Source organism: Burkholderia sp. Ac-20349, assembly GCF_017104865.1.
Taxonomy (GTDB): domain Bacteria; phylum Pseudomonadota; class Gammaproteobacteria; order Burkholderiales; family Burkholderiaceae; genus Burkholderia; species Burkholderia aenigmatica.
Map to the genome: position 1 here is coordinate 26114 of NZ_JAAGPM010000004.1, position 14252 is coordinate 40365.

Below are 14252 nucleotides of genomic sequence, written 5' to 3' on the forward strand. Positions count from 1 at the left end.
TGCGGGTGATCGGAGCCGGATCGTCGAGCCGGGCGCGCGGCCCACGAGATGTGGCCGTCGTCGAAGCGGCGCATTTCTGGTGCGGACATCCCGATTGCCTGTATCGATGCAAACCATGCACCAGTCCGGTGAAGGGCGACACGCGGACGATCGTCGAACCCGGTGCGACGTGGTTGGCGTGCAGTGCCCGCGAGGCGGCGACGGCATCGCTGCGATGCTTGTCGGCAAGGGCTGCGGCGCAATCGTGCCAAGGTTCTCCACAGGGTTATGCACGGAAATTGTGGATAACTCGCGGGAGAGTGAAGGGCCGCCGACGATCCCTGAAATGGCACGTCGCCATGCGACATCGCGCGGCGCGAATTGCTTTGCTGAAAAGATCGTTTCGTGGCTGTCGCGGAAGGGAATAGCATCAAAACCCCTCTCCATTGGCCACCGCATGCGAGGCCAATCATTGCGACCGTACCGGCCCGATCATGACGACACTGAACGACTATCTCGAACAGAAGCGCGACGCCTGGCTCGCGAAAAAGGACGCCGCCCGCGGCAATCCGGATTTCAAGGCGACCCCGCTGAAAGCAAACGTGCGCGCGCTGGGCCGCAGCGGCGTGCGGGAGATCCGCATTCGCGATTTCCAGGTGATCAGCGACAGTCCGCCTGATTTCGCGGGCTACAACCTCGGGCCGGCGTCGCCGGAGTTGCAGCTCGGCGTGCTGGGCAGCTGCCTGACGCACATCACGTTGATTCAGGCCGCGGAGCGCGGCCTGAAGATCGACTCGGTCGAAGTCGAGGTAACCGGCGACCAGCATCCGCTCGCGCAGCAACCGGGTTTCGAGCTTGTGCCGGTGTTCCCGCACAACCTGCGCTATACGCTCGATATCGTGTCGCCCGAACCGCCGGAGTCGATTCGCGCACTCCATCAGGCGGTCGAGGCCGTGTGCCCGATCTTCAACCTGTTGAGACTGCCGCAGACGATCGACGGCGAGTTGCGGCATACGCACGCTTGAAGTGCACCGGCGCGTTGCAGCATGTCACGTCGCTGCGGCGTGAGCGGGCACGCGCGATACCCGCGCACCCTGTTGGGGCCACCGATGTGATGGAGATTCTTGTCGCACTGGCACGACTTGGCCGATGCGTCGTCCCGGTGCCGACCACGTGCCGGATCGGGGCCGGGCGACGCCGGTGACGAATCAGCCGGCGCGGATTCCGGAGGTGGGATAGCCACGCGGCTGGCGCTTCGCGTCGTCGGCACGATCCTGAAAATGCTGAAACGCATCCAGCAGCCGCGCGCGCAGCACGGCCAGCGTCGGGTCGCTCCGATCGCGCGGCCGGGCGACCTCGACGTGGATCGTGTCGTCGATACGGCCCGGGTTGGGCGCGAGCATCAGCACGCGATCGCCCAGATACAGTGCTTCGTCCAGATCGTGCGTGACGACGATCGCGGCCATCCGGTGCCGGGCCACGACATCGAGCAGCAGCGTCTGCAACCGCATCCGGGTCATCGCATCGACCGCGCTGAACGGTTCGTCGAGCAGCAGCAGGTCCGGCTCGCCGAACAGCCCGCGCGCGATCGCCGCGCGCTGGGCCATCCCGCCCGACAACGTGGCCGGCAGTTGTCGGGCGACGCCGGCCAGGCCGACTTCGTCGAGCAGCCGGGCGACGGCCGGCTCGCGCCCGCCGCGCGGGCCGGCCGCAAAGCCGACGTTGTCTGCGATCGATAGCCACGGCAGCAGCCGCGGCTCCTGGAAGATCACGCCGACGCGCGGGGACGGGCCGTCGAGCGCGATGCCGCCTACCGTCACGCTGCCGCGGAAATCCGTGTCGAGGCCGGCGACGATCCGAAGCAGCGTGCTTTTCCCGCAACCACTCGGGCCGACCACGCAGACGATCTCGCCGCGCGCGACCTGCAACGGAACGTCGGCGAGGATCGTGCGATCGCCGTAGAGCTTGCGGATGATGCGCAGGTCGAGCAGCGGGGTAGCGGCGCCCGCCGCCGTGTGCGCAGAAGGGGGCGTGCTCATGTCGACACCTTGCGTGAGTGGTCGAACGCGTCGCGCCAACCGAGCCAGTGCGACTCGATGCGCGCCATCGCGCCGTCGGTCAGCTTGCCGAGCAACGCCAGCAGCAGGATTGCACCGAACACGAGATCGGGGCGCCCGGTTTCCCGGCCGTCGCTCAACAGGAAGCCGAGGCCGCGCGTGGCCGCGATCAACTCCGCGGCGACCATGAACATCCACGCGAGACTGAGGCCGGTGCGCAAGCCGGTGACGATCTGCGGCAGCGCGGCCGGCAGCAGGATGCGCCGGAACAGCGCGAGCGGGCCGAGCCGGTACACCGCGCCAAGCTCGACGAGCTGGCGGTCGACGTCGCGAATGCCGGCGACCACCGCGAGGTGGACCGGGAAGAAGGCGCCGATCGCGATCAACGTGATCTTCGGCGCTTCATCGATGCCGAGCCACAGCAACAGCACCGGCACCCACGCGAGCGACGGAATCGCGCGCAGCGCCTGGAACGTCGGCTCGAGCAGCGCGTCGAGCCGGCGGCTCAGGCCCATCGCCGCGCCGACGACGAGCGCGAGTGTGGCGCCGGCGGCAAAGCCCGTCGCGACCCGCAGCGTACTCGCGCCGACATGGCGTGCCACGCGCGTGATGCCCATGTGGACGAGCGTGTCGAGAATCTCGCTCGGCGCCGGGACCAGATGATCCGGCAGCCAGCCCTGCCGCACGACGACCTCCAGCAACGCGAGCACCGCGAACGGCAGCGCGAGGCCCGCGATCCGCCATCGGCGAAGCGGATCGCGCCGGCCGGCGCGTGGCGCAGCGGCGCGGCGACGCGCGAGCGCGGTGTCTCGGGCAGCGGTGTCGGTCATGGTCGGTCGTCTCAGCGCGCAGCGTCGACCAGCGGGCGCGCGAACGACGGATCGATCAGCGCATCGACGATCTTCGCGGGATCGACGCCGGGCCTGGTCAGTTGTTCGGCCGTCAGGACCGGCGCCGCGGCCTTCAGCGCCGCGCGTTGGGTATCGCCGGGAACGGGATGGCTGAAGTCGTTGCGTTGCAGCTGCAGTTTCGCCACCGGCAGCGATACCTTCGATTCGTCGGCGAGGATCTGCGCGGTATCGGCCGGATGCGCGACGATCCACTGACGCGCGCGATCGTAGACCTTCAGGACACGCGTGACCGCCTGCGGGTACTGGCTGGCGAACGCGTCGCGGACATTCAGGAAACCATAGGTGTTGAACGCAACGTTGCGATAGAGCAGGCGAGCGCCGTCGTCGAGCTGCGCCGCGGCCATGTGCGGATCGAGGCCGGCCCACGCATCGACCTGGCCGTTCGCGAGTGCGGTGCGCCCGTCGGGATGCTGCAGGTTGACGATCTCGACGTCGTCGCGGGTCAGGCCGACCGTGTGCAGCGCGCGTAGCGTGAACAGGAACGGATCGGTGCCGCGCGTCGCGGCGATTTTCTTGCCCTTCAGGTCCGCGAGCGAGCGGATCGGCGAATCCTTGCGGACCACGAGCGCGGTCCATTCGGGGCGGGAGAACACGTAGACCGTATGGATCGGGTTGCCGTTCGCACGCGCGAGCACCGACGCGAGACCCGCGGCGGAGCCGAAATCGACCGCCCCGCTGTTCAGGTATTCGAGTGCGCGGTTGCTGCCCAGGCTCAGCACCCAGCGGATCGACGTGCGGTCGGCCTTGAATTCGTCTTCGAGCCAGCCGAAGTGGCGGATCACCAGGCTCTCCGGCGAGTAGTACGCGTAGTCGACGCGGATTTCCGCGGGCGTCGCTGCACGGGCGTGCACCGACACGAGGCTGGCGAACGCGGCAACGACGAGGGCCGCGGCTTGCCATGCGCGGGACCAGGACAGCTTCATCGGGATTCTCCGGAAGGGCGGCAAGGTGCCGCGAACAGGCAGGGTGACCGGCTAATGTAACGAAGCAGCGGCGATCCGCGAACGAAGAAATCCGCAATTGAACATGTGCTTTGCTGCTAAGCGCGCACGGCGAGCAACTTTATGACGCGGGCCGATTAATTTATCGATTTATATCGCTTGGGATAACGGGACCGGGAGAACAGAATGCCTGCTGCCGGAACGTGACGGTATCGCGTGTCGGGAGGATCGCGGTCGCAGCGAATTCTCGCGGGTCACGAATGAGCACGTCCGGTTGGCGACTTCATGTAGACATTGCCGACAACTCGGCAAAAAACTAAGGAATGCGATGAGTTCGATCGATCTGAACGCGGTCCCCCCGGTGTCGTCGCCCATCCGCTCGGCAAGCGACGTCGCGCGCCTGATCAACACCGTGGACAGCTCGGTCAGCCATGCCCGGATGATCGTGCTGCTGGCGCTCGGCGGCGTGTTTCTCGATGCATATGATCTGACGACGCTGTCCTATGGGATCGACGACGTGGCCCGCGAGTTCGGTCTGACGCCCGCGCTGACCGGGCTGGTCGGGTCGGCGATCATGATCGGCACGATCTTCGGCAGCCTGATCGGCGGATGGCTGACCGACAGGATCGGCCGCTATCAGGTGTTCATGGCCGACATGCTGTTTTTCGTGGTCGCGGCGATCGCGGCCGGGCTCGCGCCGAACGTCTGGGTGCTGATCGGCGCGCGCTTCGTGATGGGGCTCGGTGTCGGTATCGACCTGCCCGTCGCGATGGCGTTTCTCGCGGAATTCTCGAAGTTCGACGGTCGCGGCAACAAGGCGTCGCGGCTCGCGGCGTGGTGCCCGATGTGGTACGTGGCGTCCTCGGTCTGCTTCCTGCTGATCTTCGGACTGTATTTCCTGTTGCCTGCGGAGCATGCGGGATGGCTGTGGCGTGCATCGCTGATCTTCGGCGCGGTGCCCGCGCTCGTCATCATCCTGTTCAGGAACCGCTTCATGAACGAATCGCCGCTGTGGGCTGCAAACCAGGGCGACCTGGCCAATGCCGCGAGGATTCTGCGCGAGTCGTACGGGATTCATGCGCACGAAGCGGAGGATGCCCCGCGCGCGCCGAGCCAGCCGCCCGTGCGCATTCGCGTGCTGTTCCAGCGTCCGTACCTGGGGCGCACGATCGTCGCCAGCGTGATGAACCTGTGCATTCCGTTCGAGTACACGGCGATCGCTTTCTTCCTGCCGTCGATCCTGTCGCAGTTTCTCGGCGCGGGCGTATTCGAAACGATCGCGGCGTCGCTGGCGCTGAACGTGCTGTTTGCGTTCACCGGCGGCTTGCTGGGCATGCGCCTGGCCCATCGCCATGCGTCGCGTCATGTCGCGATCGCCGGTTTCGCGCTTCAGTTCGTCGCGCTCGTGGCGCTCGCGCTGGCCGGGCATCCGCACGGCGCACTCGCGATCGGCTTCGTGCTGTTGATGCTCGGCACGTGGTTGTTCGCCGAAGGGTTCGGGCCCGGCGCGCAGATGATGATCTATCCGACGCTGTCGTATCCGGCAACGATTCGCGGCACCGGCGTCGGCTTCGGGCGTTCGCTGTGCGGCATCGGTCAGGCGCTGGCGCTGTTCGTGCTGCCGATCCTGCAGGCGCGGCTCGGCACGGACATGTTCTGGGTCGTCGCAATCAGTGCCGCTACGCCGATCGTGTTCCTGCTGATCGTGCGCTACGAGCCGACGGCACGCGATATCGATGACGATGGTGGTGTGTGAGCGCGGTCGAGATCGTGTCTAGTCCGGAAAGGGCGCGCGCATTCTCGAGTGCGCGCGTCGTCGTTGGTGCAACCACAGTGTTCACCCGTTCGATGAGCGAGTGCGGAAGCAGAACGGGAATCGGCGCGGCGCCGGGCTTCTAGCGAGGGGAGAGGGGCGATCAGGCGGTGAGTCGGGCGAGCGGCCCGACTCACCGGTTGCTGCTCATCGTGAGGCCGGCCTGCTCGCGGACACGCGGACCGACCCGCTGTCACATTCACGTCACGCGTAGGCCGCCACCTGTTCGGCATCGCGCTTGACCTGCTCGATGTCGCGGAATTGCGCGGCCGGATGTTCGTCCGGCAGCCGCGCCGATCCGCCGAACAGCTTTTCGCGCAGCGTGCCCGGCGCGTAACCGGTCGGATACACGCCGCGCCGCTGCAACTCGGGGACGAGATAACGCACGACATCCTCGAAGGTTTCGTGCGCAACCGCATACGCGAGGTTGAAGCCGTCCACGTCGGTGGCGGCGACCCATTCCTGCAGGATGTCCGCGACGGTCGCGGCCGAGCCGACGAAGACCGGGCCCAGGCCGCCGATGCCACCCCAGGCCGCCAGTTCCTCGATCGTCCATGCGGTGTCGCCGCCCGCCAGGTGCTCGACCGCCGACACGATCGCATTCGTTTCGACACGCCGGACCGGATCGTTCGGCGCGTACTGGCCGAAGTCGATGCCGGTCCAGCCGGACATGAACACCAGCGAGCCGTCATACGACACGTACTTGCGATATTCGTCGAACTTGGCCTGCGCCTTCTCGTCGGTTTCGTCGACGATCACGGTGACGAGGTTGTAGATCAAGACCTGGCTCGCGTCGCGCCCCGCGGCGGCGGCCTGCGCGCGCACGTCGGTTACGTAGCGCGCGAGCTGCGGGCGGGTCGGCGCGGCGACGAATACGCATTCGGCGTGCTGCGCGGCGAACGCCTTGCCGGGGCCGGATGCGCCGGCCTGGAACAGCACCGGCGTGCGCTGCGGCGACGGTTCGCACAGGTGGTAGCCGGGCACGTCGAAGAAGCGGCCCTTGTGGCCGATCTCGTGCACCTTCTCCGGGTGCGTGAACACGCGGCCGTCGCGGTCGCGCACCACCGCGCCGTCTTCCCAGCTGCCCTCGAACAGCTTGTACAGCACCTCGACGTATTCGGCCGCGACCGCATAACGATCATCGTGCGTGCGCAAGCCGTGATCGCCGACGTTCTTCGCGCCGCTTTCGAGGTAGGACGTGACGATATTCCAAGCGAGCCGGCCCTTCGTGTGATGGTCGGCGGTCGACAGCCGGCGCGCGAACGTGTACGGGTGTTCGAACGTCGTCGATGCGGTGATGCCGATGCCGAGATGCTCGGTCGCCATCGCGATCGGCGCGGCGAGCTGCAGCGGATCGTTCACCGGGATTTGCGCGGCCTGGTGCAGCGCGTGGTAGTTGCTGCCTTTGTAGACGTCGTAATAGCCGATCACGTCCGCGATGAAGATCGCGTCGAAAATCCCGCGTTCGAGCACGCGGGCGAGATCGGTCCAGTAGTCGAGGTCCTTGTACTGCCACGACCGGTCGCGCGGATGAGCCCACAGCCCGGGCGACTGGTGGCCGACGCAGTTCATCTCGAACGCATTGAAACGGATGGTCTTGCTCATTGTGCCGCTCCTGCCTCTGCATGCGTGCTTGTGCCCGCGCCGCTGCCGACCTGCCAGACGAACGGCGGCGTGCGCCCGTTGATGACCCAGTCGCCGACGATCCGCGCCTTGTAGACGAGCGGATTGTGCGACGACACGGTGCGCGCGTTGCGCCAGTGGCGGTCGAGCGCCGTCGTGCTGCGGGTCGCGGACGCGCCGAGCGCGTCGAACAGGCGCGTCGCCGCGCGCAGCACGAGGTCCGACACGACGAGCTGGCTCTGCGCGGATTCGATCTCGGCCGCGACGTTCGCATCGTGCTCGGCCGTTGCGTCGCCGCCGAAGTGCGCTTCGTAGGCCCGTTGCAGCGGCTGCGCGGCGCGCAGTGCGAGCGCGTCGGCCGCATAGGCCCACGACGCGATCTCGCCGATCACCTGTTGCAGCTGGGCATCGTCGGCCGCGCGCGGGGCATTGCCGTGGCTGTACACGCGGGTGCGGTGGCGCACCAGGTCGGCTGCATCGCGCACGATCGCGTGGCCGATGCCGGCCAGCGTCGCGACGTGGAAGAGCTGGTAGAACGCGGTCTGGTACTTGAAGCGTCGCGCGAAGTCGATCACGTCTCGAGCATCGACCGTCGCGTCCTCGAAGCGGGTGGTGCCGCTGCCGGTCGTGGTCTGGCCGAAGCCGTCCCAGTCGTCTTCGCGGATCACGCCGGGCTGCGCGGTCGCGACGGCGACGATCACGTCGCTGCCGTCGTCCGCGCGCTGCGCGAACACGTCGATCCAGTCGGCGAACAGGCTGCCGGTGCTGTAGAACTTCCGGCCGTTCAGCACGAGGCGGCCATGCTTTTCCGAGACCTTCGTGATGGTCTGGCCGAGCGCCACGTCGCCGGTCTCGGTCCACGCATTGCCGACGAGCTGGCCGCTCGCGAAGCGGTCGAACCACGTCCGGCGATCGGCGTCGGGCGGCGCGTTCAGCCAGTCCTCGACGAACGCGAAGTGCCCGCGCAATGCCTGCGGCAGATTGGAGTCGGCCGCAGCGAGCTCGGTCAGCAGCCGGAACAGCTGCGGCAGCGACGCGCCGGCGCCGCCGTCGCGCACCGGTAGCCGCACGGCGCCGAAGCCGGCGGCCTTCAGCCAGCCGATCGCCTCGTGCGGCAGTTCGCGGCGGCGTTCGCGTTCGGCGGTGCCGGCCGCGATGCGTTCGAAGATCGGCCTGAAGCGGCCGGCCAGCGCGTCATAGTCGGTGCCGGTGGAAAGTTCGGTTGCTGCGGGAGACGAAGTCATACGGGGTCCTTGAAAGGCGGGGCCGTCGATGCCGGCAGGCCAGTATAGGAAGCACGCTGCGGACGATCCAATAACGGATTCGTACATCGTTATCGCCACCGGGCATTACGCGGGCGAGGCGGCGCGGCATCGATGCAAGGGCGTCGACATCGTCGCTGACGCGCGGTTTGCTGCAAGCATCGTGCTGCATCGTTTGTCACGCGAAGGAATATCGTTGTGCGAATCGCTCGGTTTGCCGGCACGCAGTGCGCTGCTAGATTGAATGTTTCCGTCAATCAGCAGGAGAGCCCGATGTCAGAGACGAGCGCCACGATTCAGGAACGGCCGGCCGATACGCAACCCCAGGTGGCCCGCGTGATCGCCGACGACGCACAGGCCATCGCGGCCGCGCATGCACTGGCGCAGCGGTTCGCGCAAGGGGCGGCCGAGCGCGACCGGGAGCGCCGGCTGCCGCGTGACGAGATCGAATGGTTCTCGCAGTCGGGGCTGTGGGCCATCACCGTGCCGAAGGCGTACGGCGGCGCGGGCGTGTCGCATGTGACGCTGACGGAGGTGGTGAAGATCGTCGCGGCGGCCGATGCGTCGCTCGGGCAGTTGCCGCAGAATCATTTCGGGTTGGTCGACGTGATCGCGCTGACCGGCACCGACGCGCAGAAGCGCCACTTTTTCTCGGAAGTGCTGAGCGGCAAGCGGTTCGGCAACGGTTTTTCGGAGAAGGGCACGAAGCACGTGCTCGACCTGAAGACGCGGGTGCGCCGGGACGGCGACGATTACGTCGTCGACGGCACCAAGTTCTATTCGACCGGCGCGCTGTTCGCGCATTACGTGCCGGTGCTCGGCCTCGACGACGAGCGCCGCGCGTGGCTCGCGTACGTTCGCCAGCCGGCGCCGGGGCTGACCGTGATCGACGACTGGTCGGGGTTCGGGCAGCGGACCACCGCGAGCGGCACCGTCGTGCTCGACAACGTGCGGGTGCCGGCGTCGCACGTGCTGCCGGCCCAGCGCGTGTCGGATCTGCCGACGCTGAACGGCCCGCTGTCGCAGATCATCCAGGCCGCGATCGACGCGGGCATCGCCAGGGCCGCGCTCGACGATACGCTGGCGTTCGTGCGCACGCGCACGCGGCCGTGGGTCGACAGCGGCGTCGAGCGGGCGGCCGACGATCCGTTGACGATCCGCGAGATCGGCCGTCTGCACATCCAGCTGCATGCGGCGGAGGCGCTGCTCGAGCGTGCGGCGCGTACGCTCGACGAGATCGCGGCGCGCGGCGACGTGACCGAGGACGATGTCGCGCGCGCGTCGGTGGCGGTGGGCGAGGCGAAGGTGCTGACGACGGAGATCGCGCTGCTCGCGGGCGAGAAGCTGTTCGAGCTGGCCGGCACGCAGGCGACGCTGGCCGAGCACAACCTCGACCGGCACTGGCGCAATGCCCGCACGCATACGCTGCACGATCCGGTGCGCTGGAAATATCACCTCGTCGGCAACTACTACCTGAACGGCGTGCGGCCGGCGCGCCATGCGTGGAATTGAACCCGTTGCGATCGTGGCGTGACGGGGCGGCGATGGTTGGGCGCGTCGCCGCGGTCGAATGCATTTGCACGATCATGAGCGAACCCGGCAACGCCTTCGTCGAGGCGCAATCGCCGGGTATCGAGCAGGTGAATGCTGCACAGAGGGCGCTACTGAACCAGCGCGGCGACGCAATGAAGTCGCCGCATCCCCATGAGCCCGCTTACTGAGGCGAGTCAGGCAGCGTGTAGTCGAAGCGGTACGAATGCCGGCCGCTTTCGATGGTGATGATCATCGCGCCGGAGAGTCCCAGCAATTCTCCCGTGCCGGAATCGGGCACGACGGTGATCGACTGTTGGGGCTGCCCGCGGGTCATGGTGGAACTGTGCTGCAGGACGAAACTGCCGTGGCGGCCGCCCAGCGCGCCTTGCACGGTTTCCATCGCCACATAGCCGGCGGAGCCCTGGACGCTGCTTCGAAACGCGAGCATCTCTCCCTGACTGACGGCTTCGAGGTCGCCGTGATACTGCTTGTCCAGCGACATGCGACCGAGCCCGGTCTGTTCCGCGACGGTACTCAGGGATTCCGGATTCAGCTTCACTTCAAACGGACCATTGGCCAGCAGTGTCATTGCAGCGCTCCTCGTCGAATCGGCAACCCGCACTATAAGCCAAACGGATTCGGGCGGATGACGGTCGCGTCGACGCGAGACATTGAAAGGTGCGACTTCAAACGTGACGGAGGCGCAGGGGTTCCAATGTTTCGAATCGCCGAAGCCTCATCGACGCAAACGGCAACGCTTCAATCGTCGCCTGCCTGATAAAGCGCTTTCACCTGCGACAACGCTTCGATGAATTCATCCTTGAGCGCCTGCGGCCCGAGGATTTTCACGTGTGCGCCGTACCCCAGCAGTTTCCGCGCGCCGTGCTCGATCGATTCGATGGGCATCAGGAATGCTTTCCATCCGGGCGGCACCTCCGCGCTGCTGGCATCCTGCGCGGCAGGCACGGTCTTGATCCGTGCGTTGGCCAGCCAGGTTTCGCCGCGCGGCGACACGGCAATATGGGCGGTCAGCCGATTGAGTTCGGCCTCGTACCGGCTCATCGCGTCGCGCCAGTGCGTTGCCAGGTCGAATCGCGTGGGGCGCTTGAAGCGACGGCGCGATGCGTCGAGTTCTAGGATATTCGCGACCCGGAACGTGAGTGCGCCCGGCTTGCCGACCACCCTGGCGACCAGGTACCACGCGCCGCCCTTGAGCACCAGGCCGAGCGGCTCGAGTTCGCGGCGGGACACGCCGCGCCAGCTCTGATACTTCACGTCGATACGGTACGCCCCCCACACCGCGTCGGCGACTTCCCGCAGGAGGGCAGGCGTTTCCTGCGCCCGGTACCAGTCCACGGTGTCGACGTGCAGCCGGCTGGCGACGCGATCGGCATGCTCGCGTGAGCCGGGCGGCAGGCTCGCGATCATCTTCAGCCGCGCGGAGGTCGCCATGCCGTCGAGGCCCAGTTCGCTCGCGGGCCCGGGCAGGCCCGCCAGAATCAGCGCGTGCGCTTCATGCTCGGTGAGCCCCGTGAGATCGGTACGCCAGCCGTCGCTCAACTGAAAGCCGCCGTTGCGGCCGCGGTCGCCCCAGATCGGCACGCCGGCCGTGGAGAGCTGGTCGATATCGCGCAGGATCGTGCGCTCGGACACCTCCAGAGCATCGGCGAGCGCCGGTGCGGTCATCCGGCCGCGCGCTTGCAGCATCATCATGATCGACAACAGGCGGCTCGCTTTCATGAGCGACACGTTACCTCAAATACCTGACATGAGGTGTCATGTTATCGGGCTTATGCTTTGCCGCATTCCCGATCCGTTTCATCGACGCGGGTTACGCAACACGACACCACAGGGGATCAAGCGATGAAGATCATTTCCGGGCCGCTGAGCATGTTCGGCGCGAAGGTCGAGATTGCGGCGCACGAGAAGGGCGTCGACTTCGAGCTGGTGATGGTGCCGTTCAGCCAGCTTCGCGGCTACGATCCCAAGCATCCGGATGTGTTGCGGATCAACCCGAAGCGGCAGGTGCCGGTGCTGATCGACGGTGATCTGGAGCTGTTCGATTCCACGCAGATCTTCGAGTATCTCGAGGACCTGAAGCCCGATCCCGCGCTATGGCCGGCGCATCCGGCGGCGCGCGCCATCGCGCGTCAGCTCGAACACTGCAGCGACGAAATCTATTTTCCGCACGTCGTCCGGCTGATGGGGCTGGAAGCGACGCCCGACGATCCGGCGGCACAGGCCGCACGCGCGGAAGCGGCGCACTACTATCGGCGCATGGAGTACGTGCTGGCGGATCGCGAGTTTCTGGCCGAAACGTATTCCTGTGCCGACATTGCGTTCTACATGGCGCAGTTGTTCGGCGCGCGCAAGGGCGCACCGATGACGGACGAAACGCCCCGCCTGCTCGCGTGGCGTGAACGGATGACGGCGCGTCCCGCCGTGCGCAAGGTCGCCGGCGCGATGGCCGGCTATCTTGCCTCGATCGGAGAGGCGGTCCCCGATTTTCTTCGCGCGCTCGACTAGCTGCGTTCGAGAGCCGGTGGAAGGCGGCCTTCAGCCGCGATGGCAACTGAAGGCCGCGGCGGCATGTTCGGCGTTCAGCCGCGGATGAACGCGAGCAGATCGGCGTTGATCGTCTCGGCGTTGGACGTGGGCATGCCATGCGGGAAGCCCGCATACGTCTTCAGCGTGCTGTTCCTGGCCAGCTTCGCCGACAGCAGACCGGAATCGGCATACGGGACGATCTGGTCGTCGTCGCCATGCATCACGAGCACGGGAATCGTGGTGCTTTTCAGGTCTTCGGTGAAGTCGGTCTGCGAGAACGCGACGATGCCGTCGTAGTGCGCCTTCGCGCTGCCCATCATGCCCTGCCGCCACCAGTTCCAGATGACGCCTTGCGACGGCTTTGCGCCGGCGCGGTTGTAGCCATAGAACGGGCCGGCCGGCACGTCGTAGTAAAACTGCGCGCGGTTCGCCGCGAGTTGCGCCTGGAGGTTGTCGAACACCTCTTTCGGCAGGCCGCCCGGATTGCTGTCCGTCTTGACCATCAGCGGCGGAACGGCGCTGATCAGCACGGCCTTGGCGACGCGGTCTTCGCCGTGGCGGGCGACGTAGTGAATGACTTCGCCGCCGCCGGTCGAATGGCCGACATGAACGGCGCCTTGCACGCCGAGGTGATTCACGACCGCGGCGACGTCGTCCGCGTAGTGATCCATGTCATGACCGTCCCATACCTGGCTGGAGCGGCCGTGGCCGCGACGGTCGTGCGCGATCACGCGATAGCCCTGTGCCAGGAAGAAGAGCATCTGCGCATCCCAGTCGTCGGCGCTGAGCGGCCAGCCATGATGAAAGAAGATCACCTGGGCGTCGCGCGGCCCCCAGTCCTTGTAGAAGATGTCGACGCCATCCTGCGTTGTGACGTAACCCATGTCTGCTCCTGTTCGGTGGGCGGTATCGATTCGTGACGGTCTTGCCGTTCGCGATGGTCGCCAGGCCGGCGCTGCGCATGACGCGGCATCCGATGCCCGCCTGCCTTGGCGATGCGCCCACTCTAGGTTTAAAGTTAGGTTTAATGTCAACACGCTGGAGAGGCAGGTATGAGAATCGGGGAGCTCGCGAAGCTCAGTGGCCTGACGGCCTCGCGGATCCGCTTCTACGAGGCTGAAGGGCTGCTCACGGCCGTCGAGCGCGGCACGAACGGCTATCGCGACTATGGCGACGACGCGGTGTGGATGCTCGAGATCATCGCCGGCGCGCAACGTGCCGGGTTCTCGCTGGAACAGATCCGCCATCTGCTGCCGTTGAAAGCCGGAAACTGGCAGCATGACGGGCTCGTGGAGGCACTCGAACGGAAAGTCACCGAGATCGACGCGATGCAAAAACGCCTCAAGGAAAACAAGGCGCAACTGCTCGTCGCGATCGACACCATCAAGAACCGGCCGACCGAACTGAGCTGCACGGAGCGTACGCGCTGGGTGATGGACCGGTTGCGCAATCCGGGCGAGGTGTCGACACCCGGCAAGGGCCGTCGCACGACCGCCAAATGATCCGACGCCGGCACGGCGAGTGCCGGCCGGTAGCCCGGGCGCAATCCGACGCGCCCCTCTATTCGGGCCCTTGACCTTAAAGTT

14 protein-coding genes are annotated in these 14252 nt (G+C 66.6%); 6 read left to right on the plus strand and 8 right to left on the minus strand.

Translation table 11 applies throughout. The features are described 5' to 3' along the window. The first annotated feature begins 473 nt into the window (after window positions 1-473). Window positions 474-1004: an OsmC family protein gene (locus G3N61_RS02565; RefSeq protein WP_205821395.1), complete on the plus strand. Its 531-nt coding sequence runs from the start codon at window positions 474-476 to the stop codon at window positions 1002-1004. Between the two features lie 183 nt (window positions 1005-1187). On the opposite strand, the gene G3N61_RS02570 is transcribed toward G3N61_RS02565, so the two are convergent. From G3N61_RS02570 to G3N61_RS02580, 3 genes are read right to left on the minus strand one after another with little or no spacing between them, the layout of a single operon-like run. Further along, the gene (locus tag G3N61_RS02570) at window positions 1188-2018 is read right to left on the minus strand and encodes an ABC transporter ATP-binding protein (RefSeq protein WP_205821396.1); all 831 of its coding nucleotides are present in this window, start codon (window positions 2016-2018) and stop codon (window positions 1188-1190) included. Next, a complete protein-coding gene (locus tag G3N61_RS02575) occupies window positions 2015-2866 on the minus strand; it encodes an ABC transporter permease (RefSeq protein ID WP_205821398.1) in 852 nt (283 codons plus the stop codon). The genes G3N61_RS02570 and G3N61_RS02575 overlap by 4 nt, the downstream gene beginning before the upstream one ends. Before the next feature lie 11 nt (window positions 2867-2877). Continuing rightward, the gene (locus tag G3N61_RS02580; RefSeq protein WP_205821400.1) at window positions 2878-3870 is read right to left on the minus strand and encodes an aliphatic sulfonate ABC transporter substrate-binding protein; all 993 of its coding nucleotides are present in this window, start codon (window positions 3868-3870) and stop codon (window positions 2878-2880) included. Window positions 3871-4216: 346 nt separating this feature from the next. Between G3N61_RS02580 and G3N61_RS02585 the strand changes: the two genes are divergently transcribed. Beyond that, on the plus strand, window positions 4217-5644 hold the full coding sequence (locus G3N61_RS02585) for an MFS transporter (RefSeq protein WP_089454476.1): 1428 nt from the start codon (window positions 4217-4219) through the stop codon (window positions 5642-5644). A gap of 261 nt (window positions 5645-5905) precedes the next feature. Here G3N61_RS02585 and G3N61_RS02590 read toward each other — a convergent pair whose 3' ends face one another. Together G3N61_RS02590 and G3N61_RS02595 are read right to left on the minus strand one after the other, a co-directional pair. Beyond that, window positions 5906-7306: an LLM class flavin-dependent oxidoreductase gene (locus tag G3N61_RS02590; RefSeq protein WP_205821401.1), complete on the minus strand. Its 1401-nt coding sequence runs from the start codon at window positions 7304-7306 to the stop codon at window positions 5906-5908. Further along, window positions 7303-8568, minus strand: a complete 1266-nt coding sequence (locus G3N61_RS02595) for an acyl-CoA dehydrogenase family protein (protein WP_205821402.1) — start codon at window positions 8566-8568, stop codon at window positions 7303-7305. The genes G3N61_RS02590 and G3N61_RS02595 overlap by 4 nt, the downstream gene beginning before the upstream one ends. A 291-nt stretch (window positions 8569-8859) precedes the next feature. Here G3N61_RS02595 and G3N61_RS02600 point away from each other — a divergent pair, with 291 nt between their 5' ends. Both G3N61_RS02600 and G3N61_RS02605 read left to right on the plus strand, forming a co-directional pair. Further along, window positions 8860-10098, plus strand: coding sequence for an SfnB family sulfur acquisition oxidoreductase (locus G3N61_RS02600; RefSeq protein WP_205821403.1), 1239 nt, complete (start codon window positions 8860-8862; stop codon window positions 10096-10098). Further along, the gene (locus G3N61_RS02605) at window positions 10089-10307 is read left to right on the plus strand and encodes a hypothetical protein (protein ID WP_205821404.1); all 219 of its coding nucleotides are present in this window, start codon (window positions 10089-10091) and stop codon (window positions 10305-10307) included. Before G3N61_RS02600 ends, G3N61_RS02605 begins: the two co-directional genes overlap by 10 nt. Here the strand turns inward: G3N61_RS02605 and G3N61_RS02610 are convergent. Both G3N61_RS02610 and G3N61_RS02615 read right to left on the minus strand, forming a co-directional pair. Then, window positions 10301-10708 (minus strand): DUF3224 domain-containing protein, encoded by a 408-nt coding sequence (locus tag G3N61_RS02610; protein WP_205821405.1) that lies wholly within the window; start codon window positions 10706-10708, stop codon window positions 10301-10303. The two genes, G3N61_RS02605 and G3N61_RS02610, sit on opposite strands and share 7 nt — an antisense overlap. A gap of 170 nt (window positions 10709-10878) precedes the next feature. Next, a complete protein-coding gene (locus G3N61_RS02615) occupies window positions 10879-11859 on the minus strand; it encodes a WYL domain-containing protein (RefSeq protein WP_205821406.1) in 981 nt (326 codons plus the stop codon). A gap of 123 nt (window positions 11860-11982) precedes the next feature. Here G3N61_RS02615 and G3N61_RS02620 point away from each other — a divergent pair, with 123 nt between their 5' ends. Continuing rightward, a complete protein-coding gene (locus G3N61_RS02620; protein ID WP_205821407.1) occupies window positions 11983-12645 on the plus strand; it encodes a glutathione S-transferase family protein in 663 nt (220 codons plus the stop codon). Between the two features lie 74 nt (window positions 12646-12719). On the opposite strand, the gene G3N61_RS02625 is transcribed toward G3N61_RS02620, so the two are convergent. Next, complete coding sequence (locus G3N61_RS02625; protein WP_205821409.1) at window positions 12720-13550, minus strand: alpha/beta hydrolase; 831 nt, start codon at window positions 13548-13550, stop codon at window positions 12720-12722. A 168-nt stretch (window positions 13551-13718) separates the two neighbouring features. On the opposite strand from G3N61_RS02625, the gene G3N61_RS02630 reads away from it, so the two are divergent. After that, window positions 13719-14168 (plus strand): MerR family transcriptional regulator, encoded by a 450-nt coding sequence (locus G3N61_RS02630; RefSeq protein WP_205821411.1) that lies wholly within the window; start codon window positions 13719-13721, stop codon window positions 14166-14168. Window positions 14169-14252 lie beyond the last annotated feature (84 nt).